Origin of the sequence: Gillisella vitis (genome assembly GCF_001541345.2) — a bacterium.
GTDB classification, from domain to species: Bacteria; Pseudomonadota; Alphaproteobacteria; order Rhizobiales; family Rhizobiaceae; genus Allorhizobium; species Allorhizobium vitis.
Map to the genome: position 1 here is coordinate 1 of NZ_LMVL02000002.1, position 16,814 is coordinate 16,814.

Here is a 16,814-nt window from a genome sequence, read left to right on the forward strand (position 1 = left end):
GCTAGCGCGGCCGATCAAATCGTCTAGGATTGCCCGCTCGTTGAGAAACTCGGGCTTCCTCTTGCCAGATGCAAAGGTCAGGACCGCCGCAAGATCGCCCCGCAGCACGTTCACCAGTTCCGCCCCATCGGGCACGAGATCGATGCGGCTGACCAGCGTGCGGAGTTTGTCTGCGGCCAGTGCTCGCGTTTCTTCATTGTCCAACTGGTCGTGGAGAGCCGCGATCTCCTCATGATAATACTTGGACAGATTGGGATGGAGCAGGGGAGGCGGTTCCTCCGCGCTATCGAGGAAGGCGAAACATTTGCCAGATGGCTTGGCGGTGGTCGCCAAGCCATCCAGAGTCGTATTGTCAGGGTGAGAGTTCCTCAAGAACGCGGTCTTTGGTCTCCACTGCGAAGAGAGCCGTTACGAGAGCGCCAATTAGCAGAATTACCGCGAAAGCCCCGAAAACATATTGGATGCCCATTGAGGACATCACCCAGCCGACAGCGATTGGGCCAGCTGATGATCCGAGCCGTAACCAGGCGCTACCTGTGCCCGTGCCAATGGCACGCAAGCGTGTCGGGTAGATTTCCGAGGAATAAAGATAGAGCGAGAACGTGACAGTCTGGACGATCGCATAGGCAAGTCCGGCAAGCACCAGGACCTGAACGGCTGACGTCGCTCCTAGCAAGGCGAGAATGACCAGTGGGATCGGTGCGATTAGAAGGGCACCGGTGTACCAGCGTTTACGGCCCACTTTGTCGATGAGAAATGCGCAGATAATGGCAGCGATTACACCGCCGACCGAGGTGATAAAGCCGTAGAAGATACTTGTTTCAAGCGGCAGATTGAATGTTTGGCGATAAAGGGTCGGCAGCCAGGTGATCGTGCCATTGGCCACCATATAAGCGCAGAACCACATGGCCCATATCGATAAAGTGCGCTTAAGATAAATGCCCTGAAATAGCTCACGCCAGTCGGATTTGCGACGGATCGGGGCCGCGACGATTTTTGGTTCCGGTAGTTCGTTGCCAGCGGCTCGGGCACTGTTTTCCAACTTGGTGACGATACGGTCAGCTTCTTCATACCGACCGTTGGCGACCAGCCAGCGAGGCGATTCATGCAGGAACCAGCGTAGCGGGATCATCAGCATCGCAGGAACCAGGCCGACGACGAACATCGCTTTCCACCCATAGAGCGGAACCATGAAGTATCCGATCAAGCCTGCGCCCACCAGCCCAAGCAGAAACATGACCTCGTACAATAGAAAGAACCGGCCGCGCCCTTTAGAGCCGATCAGTTCATTGATATAAGCGCTGGCGACCGGCACTTCACCGCCGGTTCCAATGCCTTGTACGAAGCGGAATGCCATCATCATGCCGGCGCCTGCGGCAAACAAGCACGCAATATCCATGCTGACAAAAAGCAGAATAGTGAACAGCAGGACTTTCAAGCGACCAATCTTCTCAGCCATCCAACCGAAGCAGACCGCGCCAATCAACTGCCCGAGATAGCCCATGGACAGGATCATGCCGGTTTGTCCCGGGGTCAGGTTCCACTCGCGAACCAGAACCGGCATGGCATAGGCGATTGCGATGACGGTGTAGCCGTCAAAGAAGGTTGCAGCGCCGACAATGTTCCGCGCCCAGAAAACCTCCCTGGTGACCGGCAGCCTTTCAAGGCGCGCACTGATTTCAGCTTGCGGGTCAACAAGCGGCGACGCCGCTGTGATCCGTTGTTCAATATTCATGATATCCTCCCTCTGCCTGGCTCATTCTCCCAGCCGGCGTCGAACCTACGCGTTGATCGTCTCGACTTCTGGATTTGGACACAGGATGACCGAGAATCCGGAAGACGTGGCTCTTCACGGTGAGGTACGCACCAAGCATAGCAGTCGGTGCGGATGCGGTGCATCACTCCCAGATGCGGCCGCAATGTCCTCTCCTTTGGAATGCCCCCGCCTGATACGAACGATCATTGAAATGACCGTTCGTATTCTTTTTTTGCCCTCAAGGCGAAGATGCGAGAGCATCGTCACACCTTTTTGCGAGAAGCGGGGAGTTGCGGACTATTCAGCCGCCATCAGTTGCTCAACGCGGCCGATACCGGCAGCATCGAAGGCCGCAAAGATTTCAGCTTCGGCCTTCTCACCGAGATTCTTCAGGGGCTCGCGGATCGTGGCGTGCTCCAGAACACCACGATGGACGAGACCGAGCTTGAGAGCCACGGTGCCTTCCATGTGAGAACCCCGATGGTACACGGCTCGGGTAACCGGAAGAAGTTGCTCGAAAAGCTTGCGTGCTTCCGGATAGTTCTGTGCCTTGCCCGCCTTGATCAGGTCGATCAGGAGTTCAGGGGCGATATTTCCGTAGCCGACGAGTAGCCCGTCAACATCGAACATGGTCGGCAGCAACCATTCGTCGTGGCAGCTCAGGATTTGAAGGTTGGGATTGGCCTTTTTGAGTTCGGGGATCTCAACGTACCAGCGCTTCATGTTGCGCACACCATTCTTGGTGGCAACGACGCCATCCTGGGTCGCGATTGCGAGCTGGGTGTCCAGATCATAAGACGCTTTGGTCGCATCCGGATACTGGAAGAGAATGCATTGCAGACCGGATTCCTGCCAGATCGCCTTGTAGCGATCCTGCGGGGCGCCCTTCTGGAAGCCGAACCGGAGCCAACCATGGTTAGGATAGACCAGTGCGCCAGTTGCCCCGGCTGCCTTGCACTTCTTGGCTTCTTCAGCGGCGACCCGGGTGCCTTCACCGGTGATACCAGCAATGATCGGAATCCGACCGTCGACGGCCTCTACATAGGTGCGGATGAGCTTCAATCGCTCTTCTTCCGTCAGGAAAGTGCCTTCGCCGGCATGACCAAGAATGACAAGGCTTTTTACGCCGTCCATTCCTGCAAGCCACTTGGCGATGCGGGTATTGGCAGCATAATCCACCTCACCATCGCGGGTGAAGGCGGTGACTGGTGCCGGGCTGAGCCCTCTCATATCCATTGGTTGCATCGGGTATCTCCTCCTCAGATAGCCGCCGCCCGCTTTAGCGACCGGCGATAGGATCGTTAATGGGAACGTTCCCACTATCGGTTCTGATTTTACTGGAGTCAATATTTTTTTTAATGCATGGTTGAAACTGCAATTGCGCAGGGCTTCAGCGGAGAATGTGGAATGAACGTAAGGACCGAAGATGCCGGGCGTCTGGGACGTGTGACAATTCTCGATGTCGCGTCGGCTGCCGGTGTCTCAAAATCGACGGTATCGCGCATTCTCGATGAGCGTCTTCCCCGTTCCGATAACGATACGGCTCGCCGCGTCCGCAAGATTGCAGAAGAGATGGGGTATGTGCGGGATATATCGGCGGCGAGCTTGAGGCGTGGCAGCACGATGACGGTCGGCATCATCGTGCCCCGCTTGACCGATACGGTCATGGCCATGCTTTACGAGTCTCTGGCCAAGGCCTGTAGCAGAAGCGGCCGCTTTGCAATTGTCGCGACCACCGATGACAAGCCAAGGGCCGACAGGCTTGCTGCCGAATCACTTTTGAATCGCGGAGTGGATGGGCTCATCCTGTCGACAGCGCGGCTGGATGATGATTTTCCTGATGACCTCATCGCTCGGGGAGTACCCCATGTCTTCGCTCTGCGCACGGCTGGGGCAAGCCTCTGTTCCGTTGGCGATGACAGGTTGGGGGGATACTTGGCAACACGCCACCTGATAGACCTGGGGCATCGTCATATTGGGGTGATTGCAGGGCCATCCTATGCTTCCAGCGCGGTCGGGAGGGTGGAGGGTTACAGGCAAGCAATGCAAGAAGCAGGACTTCCGGTCTCTCCAGAGGCAATCGTTCCATCGACCTTCGGGATCGACGCCGGCGCGGAAGCCGCTGAATATCTCATGCGGCTGGACAATCGGCCGACAGCAATCTTTGCCGTCAACGACAATACGGCTATCGGTGCGCTCTCGGGCCTTTCGCGCCTTGGAATTTCCGTACCCAAAGAGGTTTCAGTGGTCGGGTATAATGATATTCCGATTGTCAATCATCTCCCCACTCCGCTGACAACGGTTCGGGTTCCCTTCGACCAGATCGCATCGCATGCTTTGGATCTCCTGTTGAGCGAGGCTGTTGCGGCTGAAGACAGGATACGGATCTCGGCCCCAACGCTTATCCCGCGCAAATCGACGTCGAAGCCGGCGCTGTAGCACGTTATATCCGTTGCATAATTTTCTCTTTCAACCGATGGAGGGAATGATACGAAGATTCATTGAAAATGACTCTTCGTATCAGTGAGACGGCACGTCGCAGATCGGAATGGGACGGGGTGGAGGTGCGGGGTGATCCATCTTGTATTGAGCGATAATCGGCTCGAGCTTTTCCTTGGGCCAGAATGTCGGGGCGCCAATTTCCTTCAGGCAGGCATTATTCCAATAGGTCTTATTCGCTGAAGAGGATCGGCCTGCCGCCAAGTCCCGGGACACTGCGTTGATGTCTCGCGACTCAGGATAGATGTAGAGGGTGGTGGGGTTATCCTTGACCAGCGACAGGACTTGAGGCGCGTCGTCAGGCGACCAACTTGTGCAGCCGTCACTGCGACCAGCGGGGTAAGTGACGAGATTACCGCGCGGGACATAGCCGTCTCGATTGGCATAGGTGCTCTCAGGCTTTTTCAGCATGCAAATCCCGGAGACCAATGCCGCCGCATGCCCGCCAATAGCCCGCTGGCGGGCATTGGCGGTCTCACCGGTGCCATCGAACTGGACGAAAGAACGCGTCAGGAAAGATTCCTGGTTGGCGGAGGTGCGGTAGTAGCCTTTGAAGGACGTCTTGATCTCGCTCGTCATGTAAGCGCCGCCCGCCGTCAGGTTTGAATCCAGAGCGTTACCAAAGTTCTTGGCGCATTCCCGCCCGTTTGAAAAATTGGCGGCGCCTCCGAGATTGCGCCCGCCGCCGTGTCCCGCTGAGATGACCCGAAAGGATCGCTCTGCTTCACAGATGACATAGAAGCGGCCTCCGGAGGCACCGTCAGTACGGTCGTTTGGCCGTGTGGCATCCATCGCGAAATAACATGCGTTCCTGACTTTTCCTTCCGCCACTCTCTCCAGATAAAGTGCCCGCGCCCGATCCAAGACCACAGGGGCGATCTGGCCGGTTCCTTCCCCCACGTGGTCTTTCAGCCAGTCTGGAAGGCGTGATGGTCCTTCTGCGGCCATAGCCAGGGAAGAGGCCGATGATAAAGCGAAGAGGGAGAGAAGCCTGATGAATTTGAAAAAATTGGGAGTGAATGTCATGCACATCTTCCTGAAACATCCGTTGCTTTGCAAATCTTACCCAGGATGAAACCCACTGGCAGGATGCGGTAGCACTTTAAATTTGCTGCATAATTCTCTCCTCAAATCGGGTCAGATTTAAGGAATGACGCAGTCAAGAATGTTCAGGCATTGATGATTGGCAACATGCCTTGCATAGGCCGCGTATAACGAGATTGTTGCAAATAACCGGATTTTTTCAAAACCCGGTTCTCAACCTTTGATCCGATGCTATTGGCCCCAGAGTTTGCATGGGGGCGCCATCGCAAACTCTGGGGTAAAATCTCGATTATAGCGTCACAACGATCTTTTCTTTCGCAGCCTTGACTGCCGCATCCGCCAGTTTCAGCGCGATCAACCCGTCTTCGATGGATGGCGATGGTGCCTTGCCGCTCTCGATGAAATCGAGAAACGCCGAGATTTCCGCCGCATAAGCCGCCGTGTAGCGGGTCATGAAGAAATCATGCAGCGGCGGGCGGGTGTAGCCGTCCTTGGTGGCGATCTCAATCGAGACCGGGCGCTGGTTTTCTGCCGCCACCGAGCCTTCCGAACCATGCACTTCAATGCGCTGGTCATAGCCATAAGTGGCGCGGCGGGAGTTGGAGATAATCGCCTGACGGCCAGACGCCGTGGTCAGCACCAAGCTGGCGCTGTCATAATCGCCCAACTCACCAATCTTCGGGTCTACCAGCACGGCAGCCGATGCCATGACGGAGGTGATTTCTTCGCCCAGCAGGAAGCGGGCAATGTCGAAATCATGGATGGTCATATCGCGGAAAATACCGCCGGAGACCTTGATATATTCTGGCGGTGGCGCGCCGGGGTCGCGACTGGTGATGGTGACCATTTCGACCTTGCCGATCTTGCCATCATCAATCGCCTTGCGAACCGCCTGAAAATGCGGATCGAAACGGCGGTTAAAGCCGAGCATCACCTTGCCGCCGTTGGCGCGCACCACTTCGGCGCAGGCTTCTGCCCGCTTCACATCCAGATCAATCGGCTTTTCGCAGAACACCGCCTTGCCGGCGGCGGTGAACCGTTCGATCAGGTCTGAATGGGTGTTGGTGGGGGTGCAGATCAATACGGCATCAATCGAGGCATCAGCCTCAATCTCTTCAATGGTCTTGACCTCGGCACCGTAGGCATCGGCAATCGCCTTGGCAGCCTCGGGGAAAGCATCCGCCACAGCGGCCAATTGGGCGCGCTTATCCTCGCCAATGGCCTTGGCATGTACTTTGCCGATACGGCCTGCGCCCAGAAGGGCCAGTTTCTTTACCATCGTTCTTCTCCTCCCTGGCCTGCACCCGATGGGGCGCAAAGCACACGACACGTTAAAATCTCGAACCAAACGACACGAGCGATGACAATTCGTCAGCTCTTGTGTCACTCCTCGTTTGGAATATACGTTCTATTTTGCTAGATTGGGATCGTGTTTATGTCAAGGCGGGCTGTGATGCCACCGAGACAGGTTTCACCCCCGCGCCAACAATTAAGGCCCTATATCCGCCATGTCAGACACAATGCCGCAGGACATCAATACCGACAGCATCAAGGCCCCAGACAGCGTCAAGGCGTTTGAAGAGCGGCTGGTGCAGGTGTCTGACACCTTGCCCAAGCGGCTGAAGCAATGCGCGGACTATGTGGCCGCCAATAAGGACCGAATCGCCGTCTCGACTGTGGCCGAAATGGCGGAAGGGGCGGGCGTGCAGCCCTCTGCCTTTATGCGATTTTGTCAAATCTTTGGTTTTTCTGGTTTTTCCGAGATGCAAAAGCTGTTTCGGGATTCCTTCGTCGGCGGCTGGCCGGATTATTCCACCCGCCTGCACCATTTGCGGGAAACCGCATCCGGCAGCCCATCGGCGCTTTTGGCGGAATTTGTCGAGGCGGGGCGTGTATCGCTGGAAGGGTTGCTGCAAACGGTCGATCCGCACCTGCTGGAACAGGCCGTGGAATGCCTCAGCACGGCTGGCATGATCCATATTGTCGGCTTACGCCGCTCTTTTCCGGTGGCAAGCTATATTGCCTATGCCTTTGAAAAAATGGCAGTTCCGGCCATGTTGCACAGTGGGGTTGGCAAGCTGGAGAGCCAGCACGCCATCCGCGATGGCGATGTGGTGCTGGCCATTACCTTTGCGCCCTATTCGACCGAGACACTGGATCTGGTCGAGCAGGTCTCAGCGCGTGGTATTTCCGTGGTGGCGATTACCGATACGGTGGTCAATCCCTTACGCAAACTGGGGGCGATAACTCTGTCGGTTGCCGAGGTCGATTTTGGCGCATTCCGCTCACTCTCTGCCACGCTCTGTCTGGCCATTGCGCTCTCGGTTGCGGTGGGAACGGCCCGGCAACAGGACTGAACATTTGTGTTGATGGGTTTAAAAATAGAATATATAGTCCATTTTTAAGCGATAATAGAATGACCTTCCGGGAGTGAGGTCATTGACGGCAGGCAAAGCAAGCCCTGTCGCGTCCAAGGAGGAAAGCGTGCCAAAACTTGACCTGATCACCATCGGCCGTTCGTCCGTTGATCTTTACGGCGCGCAAGTGGGTGGCCGCTTAGAGGACATGGCCTCCTTCAACAAATATATCGGCGGTTCCCCCACCAACATTGCGGCTGGCACTGCCCGGCTGGGTTTGAAGTCGGCTCTCATCACCCGCGTGGGCGATGAGCATATGGGCCGCTTTATCCGCGAACAGCTGGTGCGCGAAGGCGTGGATGTACGCGGCGTCAAGACAGACCCCAAACGACTGACAGCGCTGGTTTTGCTCGGCATTCGCGATGAGCATCAGTTTCCCTTGATTTTCTACAGAGAAAACTGCGCCGATATGGCGCTGTGCGAGGATGATATTGATCCGGCTTTTGTGGCCGAATCCGGGTGTGTTTGCGTCACGGGTACGCATTTGTCGCATCCCAATACCGAAGCTGCGGTGCTGAAGGCACTGCGATTGGCGCGCGAGAATGGTGCAAAGATGGCGCTGGATATTGATTACCGCCCCAACCTCTGGGGCTTGGCGGGTCATGGCGATGGTGAAAGCCGCTTTATCGAATCACAGGCAGTTACCGCCAAACTCCAATCGACCCTGCATTGGTTTGATCTGATTGTCGGCACGGAAGAAGAATTCCACATTGCGGGCGGCTCTACCAACACGGTGGAAGCGCTGCGGGCTGTGCGCAACGTGTCTGCGGCAACATTGGTGTGCAAGCGCGGCGCGTTGGGCGCTGTGGTGTTTGATGGTGCAATCCCTGATAGCCTTGACGATGGCCAGACCGGGGAAGGCTTCCCCATCGAGGTTTTCAACGTGCTGGGCGCTGGTGATGGTTTTATGTCGGGCCTTCTCAAGGGCTGGCTGACGGGCGAGGATTGGCCCACGGCCTTGAAATATGCCAATGCCTGCGGTGCCTTTGCTGTGTCGCGCCACGGCTGCACGCCTGCCTATCCCAGCCTTGAAGAGCTGGATTATTTCTTCAAAACCGGCATTCGCAACAAGGCACTGCGCAAGGATGCGGCGCTGGAGCAGGTGCATTGGTCTACTAACCGCGATGGAGAATGGCCGCAAATGCGGGTGTTTGCCTTCGATCACCGTATGCAGCTGGAAGCCATGTGTGATGAGGCGGGCGTTTCCCATGAGCGGATCGGTGCTTTCAAGCAGCTTTGCCTGAAAGCGGCGCAGCAGGTGGCCAATGGTCAACCCGGCTATGGCATTTTGTGTGATAGCCGTTTGGGTCGTGATGCGCTGTATCAAGCCTCCGGGTCTGGTCTTTGGATTGGCCGCCCCGTGGAATGGCCCGGCTCTCGCCCGCTGACCTTGGAGCCGGAACTGGGTGAGGATTTCGGTGGCCTCACCGAATGGCCCGTGGAAAATGTGGTCAAGGTTTTGTGCTTTTATCATCCCGATGATGATGCCTCCTTGAAGGAACAACAAGAAAATACGGTAAAACGGCTTTTCACGGCTGCACGCCGTAACCGGCTTGAAATGCTGTTGGAGATTATTCCGTCCAAGGTTGGCTCCACCGATGATGACACGGCGGCCACAATTATCCAGCGCTTCTACGACATTGGCGTCTACCCCGATTGGTGGAAGCTGGAGCCTATGAAAACCTCAGGTGCCTGGGCCAAGGCCGTTGATGCCATTTCCCGCAACGATCCCTATACGCGGGGCGTTGTGGTGCTGGGTCTGGATGCGCCCGCCGCAGAGCTGGAGGAGAGCTTTAAGACGGCAGCCAGCTTTGATCTGGTCAAGGGCTTTGCCGTTGGCCGCACGATTTTTGGCGATGCGGCCCGCAAGTGGTTGGCTGGCACACTGTCGGATGACGATGCGATTGCTGACATGGTGGGTAAATACGCATCGCTGTGTCAGGTCTGGGATAAGGCGCGCGCAAGCGCCTGATCCTCCTGCATCGATCCAAACGGAGGCGACAGCCGAGTTTGGAAAAATCGATGCATAAACAAAAGGCTAATGCACTATAGCATGAACGAAGTGAATGCGTCAGTGCACTAGGATTTCAGGGAGAGAGACACATGAAAACGGTGCGTTTGACAGCCGCTCAGGCTCTGGTGCGCTACCTTGCCAATCAGATGACGCCGGAAGGCGTGCCGTTTATTGCAGGCGTCTGGGCCATTTTTGGCCACGGTAATGTGGCGGGTCTGGGCGAGGCCTTGCAGGGTGCCAAGGACAGCATCACCACATGGCGCGGGCAGAATGAGCAATCCATGGCCCATGCCGCCATTGCCTATGCCAAACAGCTTGGCCGCCGCCGCGCCATGGCTGTCACCTCCTCCATTGGCCCCGGTGCGCTCAATATGGTCACGGCTGCGGCTTTGGCGCATGTTAACCGCCTGCCGGTTTTGCTTCTGCCCGGTGACGTGTTTGCCAATCGCGGACCTGATCCGGTGTTGCAGCAGGTGGAAGATTTCAATGATGGCGTGATGTCGGCCAATGATTGCTTCCGCCCCGTCAGCCGTTATTTCGACCGCATTTCCCGGCCTGAACATTTGTTGACCGCCCTTCCCCGCGCCTTTCGCACCATGACCGATCCCGCCGATTGCGGCCCGGTGACGCTGGCCTTTTGTCAGGATACACAGGCAGAAGCCTACGATTATCCTGAGAGCTTCTTTGCTCCAAAAATCTGGCACATCCGCCGTCCGCAGCCAGATGCGTTTGAGCTGGAAAGCGCGATTGCCGCCATCAAATCCGCAAAGAATCCGGTAATTGTCGCAGGCGGCGGCGTGCATTTTTCCGGCGCCACCCAAACCTTGCTGGATTTTGCGACAAAGCATCAGATTCCGGTGGTGGAAACACAGGCCGGAAAATCGGCTCTGCCATGGGATGATACGCTGAATTTCGGACCCGTTGGAGTGACGGGTGCGGCCAGTGCCAACACGATTTGCGAGGGTGCGGATCTCGTGATCGGTGTTGGCACACGGTTTCAGGATTTTACCACCGGGTCGTGGGCGCTGTTCAAGAACCCCAACCGCAAGATTCTGGCGCTGAATGTGCAGCCCTACGATAGTGCCAAGCATGATGCGCTGCCACTGGTGGCGGATGCTAAAATCGGTCTGGAATTGATCTCTTCCGCTTTGGGTGATCATCGTTTTGCGGCACCGGAAGCGGGTTTGAAGGCTGACTGGTTTGCCAAAGCCGATGCCGTCACCGCCCCGCCGAAGGATGGCAACAGCCTGCCCACAGACATGCAGGTGATTGGTGCCGTTCAGCGCACTTCCCGCGACAATACGGTGGTAATGTGCGCCGCTGGCACCATGCCGGGCGAATTGCACCAGCTTTGGAAATCCAAACTGCCGCTCTCCTACCATATGGAATATGGCTTTTCCTGCATGGGCTATGAGATTGCCGGCGGCATGGGCATCAAGATGGCCGAGCCGGAGCGTGACGTGATCGTCATGGTCGGCGATGGCTCCTATATGATGATGAATTCCGAGCTGGTCACCGCCTGCGCTCTGGGCGTGAAAATCACCGTGGTGATCACCGATAACCGGGGTTACGGCTGCATCAATCGTCTGCAAATGGGCACCGGCGGGGCCGAGTTTAACAATCTCTACGCCCATACCTCGCATATCCACGCGCCGCAGATCGATTTTGCCGCCCACGCTCGCGCCATGGGGGCAGATAGCCGCAAGGTCACCACCATTGCCGAGCTGGAAGCCGCGCTCAATAGCGCCCGCGAGGCCACAAGACCCACCGTCATTGTCATCGACACCGATCCTTATCCGACGCCAGAGGCTGGTGGCTATTGGTGGGATGTGGCGGTGCCAGAAGTATCAGACCGCAATGAAGTGCAACAGGCTCGCGCCCGCTACGAGGCAGCGCTCAAGGAAAGACATTAAGATGATTCTCTACGGAACCAACCCGATTGCCTGGTCCAATGACGATGACCGCACGCTGGGTGCCCATATCAGCCTCGACCAATGCCTTGATGAAACGTCGAAAATTGGTTTCGACGGCATTGAAAAGGGCCACAAATTCCCGCAGGAACCAGAAGCCCTGAAGGCTGTGTTGGAGCCACGCGGCCTTCGTTACGTCTCCGGCTGGCATTCGCTGAACCTGCTGACCAATTCCGTTGAAGACGAAAAGGCGGCGATGCAGCCTGCCCTCGATCTGCTGAAGGCCATGGGCAGCAAGGTGATCATTGTCTGCGAAACATCGAATGCTATTCATGGTGATGATAGCAAGCCGGTGAATGATCGCCCGAAACTGGCCGATTCTGAGTGGGCCAGCTTTGGCGCAGGCGTGGAAGCTTTGGCCGAATTTGCGGCGGCTCAAGGCATTGCTCTGGTGTATCACCACCACATGGGCACGATTGTCGAGAGTGAAGAGGAAATCGACAAGCTGATGGCCAACACCGGCCCACACGCCAAGCTGTTGCTGGATACCGGCCATTGCCTGTTTGGCGGCGGCAACCCGGAGCGCGTGGCAACCAATTATATGAGCCGCGTTGGTCACATCCATGCCAAGAACATCCGCCCCGTGATTGCCAAGCAGGTGCGCGATGAAAAGCTCTCCTTCCTTGAGGGCGTGCGTCGTGGGGTGTTCACGGTTCCGGGCGATAGCGAAGGTGGCGTGAATTTCCCACCGGTGCTGAAAATTGCTGGTGAACATGGCTATGAGGGCTGGTTGGTGATTGAGGCCGAGCAAGACCCGGATGTGCGCAATCCTTACGATTACCAGAGCTTGGGCCTTGCTTCGTTGAAGGCCATGGCTAAGGCTGCGGGTTTGGATAAGGCGGCTTGAGGAGAGATCGGTGGGGGCGAACTGGCGCAAACCTATGCTATATCCCTCCCACCACAGCCTCCAACGGTAAAGGGCCAGCCCTGATCCGAACACACAAGGTAAGCCCATGCAATTTCTCGATCCCCATCACCCGTTTTTCAAGCCGCTCTGGGTGCGCATTCTGGTGACACTGGTGCCGCTGATCTGGGCGGGGATCGAACTTTATAACGGGTCTCAAACCTGGTCGATGATTTCGCTGGCACTTGGGTTTTATGCCGGTCTGCAACTGTTCTGGGTGTTTTACAAAACACCGGGAAAGGGAGATGAAAAATGACCAATCTATTGCGCAAGCCCGTAGCCACCACTGGCAAAGTGCATGACATCACCCCGGAAAGCGCCAATTGGGGCTATGTCGGCTTTGGCCTTTATAAGCTGAAAGCAGGCGAGAAAGCCGCTGAACAGACGGGCGAGACGGAAGTGATTCTGGTGCTGGTCGAGGGCAAGGCCGAGATTAGCAGCTCTGGCAAAAGCTTCGGCGAGCTTGGCGACCGCATGAATGTGTTTGAGAAAAAGCCGCCCCATTGCATATACATCCCGGCAGGCAGTGACTGGAGCGCCACCGCCACCACGGATGTGACGCTGGCAGTCTGCACCGCCCCCGCAAAGCCCGGTCGCGAAGCACAAGTGATTGGCCCGGCAGGTGTGGCGCTGACCGAGCGCGGCAAGGGCGCCAACACCCGCTATATCTTCCCCATCGCCATGGAAGAGCGCGATGTGGCCGATAGTCTGCTGGTAACAGAAGTGTTTACCCCGCAGGGCAATTGGTCATCCTATCCGCCGCATCGGCATGATGAGGATAATTTTCCAGATATGACCTATCTGGAAGAGACCTATTATCACCGCCTCAATCCGGCTCAAGGCTTTGGCTTCCAGCGGGTGTTTACCGAAGACGGCGCGCTCGACGAAACCATGGCCGTCTCGGATGGAGATGTTGTTCTGGTGCCCAAGGGCCACCATCCCTGTGGCGCTCCCTATGGCTATGAGATGTATTATCTCAATGTCATGGCCGGGCCGATGCGCAAGTGGCGCTTTCAGAACCACCCGGATCACGACTGGATTTTCAAACGCGACAATCCACCCAAAACTTAATGGTCCTTCTCCCAAAACCTCCACCAGGGCCGGGGAGGTTTGAAAGATATTTCCCTGTATCCGGTGCCTGCAATATGATGCTGGTAGGCACCGGACGGCAAATTCTTGTTGGCTTCGAGCATAGGGAACGGTGAATGTCTGGAGAGGAGAATATTGTCTATTAAAAAGGACAATATTGCCGCATCATAAGCGTTATTGTCTCTTTGACAGACAGACGCGTCGACATAAGCATGTTTGACATTAAACGTGTTCGATTTTTCAGAAAAATCCACGCGATAGACAGCCGCTCCCGTCCAGCTCCGATGGAGAAACAGTGAGTGAGCGGCGAAGAAAATAACCCACTTATCCTCCATGCAATTTGGAATGAAGCCTTTCTTGATCGTTTCATATTCCGCCAGTGAAAACCGTGCGGTATAGGGAATCGGCTTCAATTTTCCAAACGGTTGAATGTCCCATTGATCGAAGGGCTCCACCATTTATCACCTCAGATCACAGGGATTGCCCGATCCGGGCTGTTCCCTTCTGGCCGTTGTCTCTGATCCAGTTGAGGCTTTTATCGCCGGTTTTATAGAGTTCGAAACACATCGGCGTGCCTTTGTACCAGGTGGTAAAGCGTTGGCAGAGGCGGTCGCCATTGATCCACCATTTGCCGGTGTCATTGGGTTTCACGAAGCGACCGAGCCCCAGAGCCTCTCCCGAGCCATCAACGACCCCACTTGTGCGATAGTTCAGCGGAAACTCCCCGCCCATCGGCGTGGCGAGATAAATGCGCTTGCCGATGATGTCGCTTTTGATGTCGGTGGAGGTGTAGCGGCTTTCATTGGCGGCCTGCACGGTGCCGGCGGCACAGGCGAGCAGGGCGATACTGATCAATAAACGTCGAAACGGCATGATTCCAATTCCTCCTGTGATCCATCGTTCTGAATAGAATCGTAGAGGTGTTACGCAGCCCATCAGCATTCGGATGACTGGCAGCATTATAAATGTCGCAAAGAGGTGGAAAATGCGTCGTTTTATATCAATGACATCGCTTCAGGCGGGCTATAGAGCACTCGTTATCGGCGCATCCGGCGGTATTGGTTCGGCTCTTTGCGAGGTTTTGAGGCAGGATAGTGCCTGCCAGGATGTGGTGACGCTGTCGCGCCGCGAGGACGGCTTTGATCTGACGGATGAGGCGAGCATCGCCGCTTGTGCGGAGCGTCTGGCTGGCCAGCAACACAGATTCGATCTGATCCTATGTGCAACGGGCGCTTTGGCCATTAACGGCGTTGGACCAGAAAAAGCTATCAAAGCCGTAACTTCTGAAGCAATGGCGGCCCAATTTGCTCTGAATGCCATTGGTCCAGCGCTGGTGCTCAAATATTTCACGCCGCTTCTGGCGAAAAATAGCCGATCGCTGATGGGTTTTCTGTCGGCCCGGGTCGGTTCGATTGGTGATAATCGGCTTGGCGGCTGGATTTCCTATCGTGCATCCAAGGCAGCACTCAACCAGATCGTCCACACTGCCGCCATCGAGATTGGCCGGACACGTCCGCAAGCGGTGGTAGTCAGCCTGCATCCCGGCAGTGTCGATACCGGGCTTTCTGCCAATTTCGCCGTGGGTCATGAGCGGTTTGCCCCGGATCATAGCGCGGGCCTGTTGCTGTCGGTGCTGGATAGTCTTTCGCCCGCCCAGACTGGTGGGTTTTTCGCCTATGATGGTTCTGTGATCGAGTGGTAGCAACCAATCCGGCAGCCCGTTTGGCGCGTAGTTTAGGGTACGATAGCAATGAACCGGAGATTTGATCATGTCGGGACTGAAATCTGCGCTTTTTGGCCTGGGCGTCGGGCTATTTTCTTCCGTTGGCGCCACAGCGGCAGCTGATTTTACCTTCGAGGACTATTTCGTCGGCAAGACCGTGGCCGAGGGACACTTCGCCGCCATCAATGGGGTCAGCCGCAAATTCACCGTCGATCTCACCGGAAAATGGGATGGTCATGTTCTGACGCTGCGGGAGGATTTCCGCTTCGAGGATGGCACGCGCGACCGTAAAACCTGGCGCTTCGTCAAGACCGGGCCGACGACTTACACCGGAACCCGTGAGGATGTGGTCGGCAATGCGCTGGTGCGACTGAGCGGTGATACCGCCCGTTTCAACTATCTCGTCTATCTCTCGCCCGAGACCCAGTCCAACAAGGTCAGGTTCTACGACAAGATGGTGTTGAAGCCGGATGGCACGGTGCTCAACACTGCCTGGGTCACGAAATTCGGTTTCCCGGTCGCCAAGACCACCGTGTCCTTCCATAAGGTCGGCCATGCCACCAAGATAAAGACGCAAAAGCGCGAAAGGATTGCGCAGTGATGGTCATGTCATCCTCTTCGCGCGCCAGGGTCGCCTGGATCACCGGCGCCAGTTCCGGCATCGGTCGCGCGCTTGCGCTGAAACTGGCGCGCCAAGGCTATGTCGTTGGCGTCAGCGCCCGGCGAACCGAGGATCTGCTGGCGCTGGCGGCTGAAAATCCGGATCGCATCCATGCTTTTCCGCTGGATATCACCGATGGGAATGCTGTGAAACAGGTGGTGGAAGACATCGAATCCAGGCTTGGCCCGATTGATATGGCGGTGTTTTCCGCAGGCTCCTATATCCGCGAAACTGCGGAGCGTTTCGAGGCCGAGCAGTTGCGCCGGATGGTCGATCTCAATCTTATTGGCACCGGCCATTGCCTGGAAGCGGTGATCGCCGTGATGGTAGCCCGCGGCAAAGGCCGGATCGGCCTTGTCGGGTCGGTCTCCGGCTATAGCGGCCTGCCGGGCGGTGGTATCTACGGCGCAACCAAATCAGCGGTGATCACCCTGGCCGAGGCCTTGCGTCCGGCTCTTGCCGAAAAGGGCGTGGCGATCAGCATCATCAATCCGGGCTTTGTCAAAACCCCGCTGACCGACAAGAATGACTTTCCCATGCCCTTCCTGGTGACGGCTGAACAGGCTGCCGATCACATCGAAAAAGGGATGGAGGCCGGAAAGTTTGAAATCGCCTTTCCCTGGCAAATGGTGTTGTCGCTCAAGCTGTTGAGGCTTTTGCCCTATCCGTTGTATTTCGCGTTGACGCGCAAAATGCTGCGGAAGACCTGAAATATGTCCACAGTGTCATGACGTGAA

At 56.5% G+C, this 16,814-nt stretch carries 16 protein-coding genes and 1 pseudogene; 10 read left to right on the forward strand and 7 right to left on the reverse strand.

The genetic code is table 11. The features are described from left to right. The 3 genes and pseudogenes from ASB66_RS04785 to ASB66_RS04795 form a co-directional block, all read right to left on the reverse strand. A pseudogene (locus tag ASB66_RS04785) lies at nucleotides 1-372 on the reverse strand (recombinase family protein); the annotation flags it as partial. Then, nucleotides 353-1,735 carry an MFS transporter gene (locus ASB66_RS04790; RefSeq protein WP_060719464.1) on the reverse strand — a complete coding sequence of 461 codons (1,383 nt, stop codon included), beginning with the start codon at nucleotides 1,733-1,735 and terminating at the stop codon, nucleotides 353-355. The gene ASB66_RS04790 and the pseudogene ASB66_RS04785, both read right to left, overlap by 20 nt. Before the next feature lie 318 nt (nucleotides 1,736-2,053). Continuing rightward, nucleotides 2,054-3,001: a dihydrodipicolinate synthase family protein gene (locus ASB66_RS04795; protein WP_012654554.1), complete on the reverse strand. Its 948-nt coding sequence runs from the start codon at nucleotides 2,999-3,001 to the stop codon at nucleotides 2,054-2,056. 162 nt (nucleotides 3,002-3,163) lie between these two features. Here ASB66_RS04795 and ASB66_RS04800 point away from each other — a divergent pair, with 162 nt between their 5' ends. Further along, entirely contained in the window at nucleotides 3,164-4,195 is a 1,032-nt protein-coding gene (locus tag ASB66_RS04800) for a LacI family DNA-binding transcriptional regulator (RefSeq protein WP_060719463.1), read from the forward strand. Between the two features lie 81 nt (nucleotides 4,196-4,276). Here ASB66_RS04800 and ASB66_RS04805 read toward each other — a convergent pair whose 3' ends face one another. Further along, nucleotides 4,277-5,281 carry a hypothetical protein gene (locus tag ASB66_RS04805; RefSeq protein WP_081089147.1) on the reverse strand — a complete coding sequence of 335 codons (1,005 nt, stop codon included), beginning with the start codon at nucleotides 5,279-5,281 and terminating at the stop codon, nucleotides 4,277-4,279. Between the two features lie 307 nt (nucleotides 5,282-5,588). After that, complete coding sequence (gene iolG, locus ASB66_RS04810) at nucleotides 5,589-6,578, reverse strand: inositol 2-dehydrogenase (RefSeq protein WP_060719461.1); 990 nt, start codon at nucleotides 6,576-6,578, stop codon at nucleotides 5,589-5,591. Between the two features lie 229 nt (nucleotides 6,579-6,807). On the opposite strand from iolG, the gene ASB66_RS04815 reads away from it, so the two are divergent. The 6 genes from ASB66_RS04815 (at nucleotide 6,808) to iolB (ending at nucleotide 13,675) form a co-directional block, all read left to right on the forward strand. Further along, the gene (locus ASB66_RS04815) at nucleotides 6,808-7,656 is read left to right on the forward strand and encodes a MurR/RpiR family transcriptional regulator (RefSeq protein ID WP_234613438.1); all 849 of its coding nucleotides are present in this window, start codon (nucleotides 6,808-6,810) and stop codon (nucleotides 7,654-7,656) included. Between the two features lie 127 nt (nucleotides 7,657-7,783). After that, a complete protein-coding gene (locus ASB66_RS04820) occupies nucleotides 7,784-9,688 on the forward strand; it encodes a bifunctional 5-dehydro-2-deoxygluconokinase/5-dehydro-2-deoxyphosphogluconate aldolase (RefSeq protein ID WP_060719496.1) in 1,905 nt (634 codons plus the stop codon). A gap of 131 nt (nucleotides 9,689-9,819) precedes the next feature. Then, complete coding sequence (gene iolD / locus ASB66_RS04825; RefSeq protein WP_060719459.1) at nucleotides 9,820-11,643, forward strand: 3D-(3,5/4)-trihydroxycyclohexane-1,2-dione acylhydrolase (decyclizing); 1,824 nt, start codon at nucleotides 9,820-9,822, stop codon at nucleotides 11,641-11,643. A 1-nt stretch (nucleotide 11,644) separates the two neighbouring features. Then, nucleotides 11,645-12,547, forward strand: coding sequence for a myo-inosose-2 dehydratase (iolE, locus tag ASB66_RS04830; protein WP_060719458.1), 903 nt, complete (start codon nucleotides 11,645-11,647; stop codon nucleotides 12,545-12,547). A 106-nt stretch (nucleotides 12,548-12,653) separates the two neighbouring features. Beyond that, entirely contained in the window at nucleotides 12,654-12,860 is a 207-nt protein-coding gene (locus tag ASB66_RS04835) for a hypothetical protein (RefSeq protein WP_060719457.1), read from the forward strand. After that, a complete protein-coding gene (gene iolB / locus ASB66_RS04840; RefSeq protein ID WP_060719456.1) occupies nucleotides 12,857-13,675 on the forward strand; it encodes a 5-deoxy-glucuronate isomerase in 819 nt (272 codons plus the stop codon). Before ASB66_RS04835 ends, iolB begins: the two co-directional genes overlap by 4 nt. On the opposite strand, the gene ASB66_RS04845 is transcribed toward iolB, so the two are convergent. Then, nucleotides 13,672-14,151, reverse strand: a complete 480-nt coding sequence (locus tag ASB66_RS04845) for a hypothetical protein (RefSeq protein WP_060719455.1) — start codon at nucleotides 14,149-14,151, stop codon at nucleotides 13,672-13,674. The genes iolB and ASB66_RS04845 overlap by 4 nt on opposite strands. 13 nt (nucleotides 14,152-14,164) lie before the next feature. Continuing rightward, nucleotides 14,165-14,566: a hypothetical protein gene (locus tag ASB66_RS04850; RefSeq protein WP_060719454.1), complete on the reverse strand. Its 402-nt coding sequence runs from the start codon at nucleotides 14,564-14,566 to the stop codon at nucleotides 14,165-14,167. Between the two features lie 112 nt (nucleotides 14,567-14,678). Here ASB66_RS04850 and ASB66_RS04855 point away from each other — a divergent pair, with 112 nt between their 5' ends. The 3 genes from ASB66_RS04855 to ASB66_RS04865 all read left to right on the forward strand — a co-directional run bounded on the left by ASB66_RS04855 (nucleotide 14,679) and on the right by ASB66_RS04865 (nucleotide 16,787). Then, nucleotides 14,679-15,395, forward strand: coding sequence for an SDR family NAD(P)-dependent oxidoreductase (locus tag ASB66_RS04855; RefSeq protein WP_234613436.1), 717 nt, complete (start codon nucleotides 14,679-14,681; stop codon nucleotides 15,393-15,395). Between the two features lie 67 nt (nucleotides 15,396-15,462). Next, a complete protein-coding gene (locus tag ASB66_RS04860; protein ID WP_060719452.1) occupies nucleotides 15,463-16,017 on the forward strand; it encodes a DUF3833 family protein in 555 nt (184 codons plus the stop codon). After that, nucleotides 16,017-16,787 carry an SDR family NAD(P)-dependent oxidoreductase gene (locus ASB66_RS04865; RefSeq protein ID WP_060719451.1) on the forward strand — a complete coding sequence of 257 codons (771 nt, stop codon included), beginning with the start codon at nucleotides 16,017-16,019 and terminating at the stop codon, nucleotides 16,785-16,787. Before ASB66_RS04860 ends, ASB66_RS04865 begins: the two co-directional genes overlap by 1 nt. The last annotated feature ends 27 nt before the right edge of the window (nucleotides 16,788-16,814 follow it).

Excerpts from the sequence above, each read along its gene's own strand:
- ASB66_RS04790 (WP_060719464.1), bottom strand. The coding sequence starts at position 1,735 with ATGAATATTGAACAACGGATCACAGCGGCGTCGCCGCTTGTTGACCCG.
- ASB66_RS04795 (WP_012654554.1), bottom strand. The coding sequence starts at position 3,001 with ATGCAACCAATGGATATGAGAGGGCTCAGCCCGGCACCAGTCACCGCC.
- ASB66_RS04800 (WP_060719463.1), top strand. The coding sequence starts at position 3,164 with ATGAACGTAAGGACCGAAGATGCCGGGCGTCTGGGACGTGTGACAATT.
- ASB66_RS04805 (WP_081089147.1), bottom strand. The coding sequence starts at position 5,281 with ATGACATTCACTCCCAATTTTTTCAAATTCATCAGGCTTCTCTCCCTC.
- iolG (WP_060719461.1), bottom strand. The coding sequence starts at position 6,578 with ATGGTAAAGAAACTGGCCCTTCTGGGCGCAGGCCGTATCGGCAAAGTA.
- ASB66_RS04815 (WP_234613438.1), top strand. The coding sequence starts at position 6,808 with ATGTCAGACACAATGCCGCAGGACATCAATACCGACAGCATCAAGGCC.
- iolD (WP_060719459.1), top strand. The coding sequence starts at position 9,820 with ATGAAAACGGTGCGTTTGACAGCCGCTCAGGCTCTGGTGCGCTACCTT.
- iolE (WP_060719458.1), top strand. The coding sequence starts at position 11,645 with ATGATTCTCTACGGAACCAACCCGATTGCCTGGTCCAATGACGATGAC.
- ASB66_RS04835 (WP_060719457.1), top strand. The coding sequence starts at position 12,654 with ATGCAATTTCTCGATCCCCATCACCCGTTTTTCAAGCCGCTCTGGGTG.
- iolB (WP_060719456.1), top strand. The coding sequence starts at position 12,857 with ATGACCAATCTATTGCGCAAGCCCGTAGCCACCACTGGCAAAGTGCAT.
- ASB66_RS04845 (WP_060719455.1), bottom strand. The coding sequence starts at position 14,151 with ATGGTGGAGCCCTTCGATCAATGGGACATTCAACCGTTTGGAAAATTG.
- ASB66_RS04850 (WP_060719454.1), bottom strand. The coding sequence starts at position 14,566 with ATGCCGTTTCGACGTTTATTGATCAGTATCGCCCTGCTCGCCTGTGCC.
- ASB66_RS04855 (WP_234613436.1), top strand. The coding sequence starts at position 14,679 with ATGCGTCGTTTTATATCAATGACATCGCTTCAGGCGGGCTATAGAGCA.
- ASB66_RS04860 (WP_060719452.1), top strand. The coding sequence starts at position 15,463 with ATGTCGGGACTGAAATCTGCGCTTTTTGGCCTGGGCGTCGGGCTATTT.
- ASB66_RS04865 (WP_060719451.1), top strand. The coding sequence starts at position 16,017 with ATGGTCATGTCATCCTCTTCGCGCGCCAGGGTCGCCTGGATCACCGGC.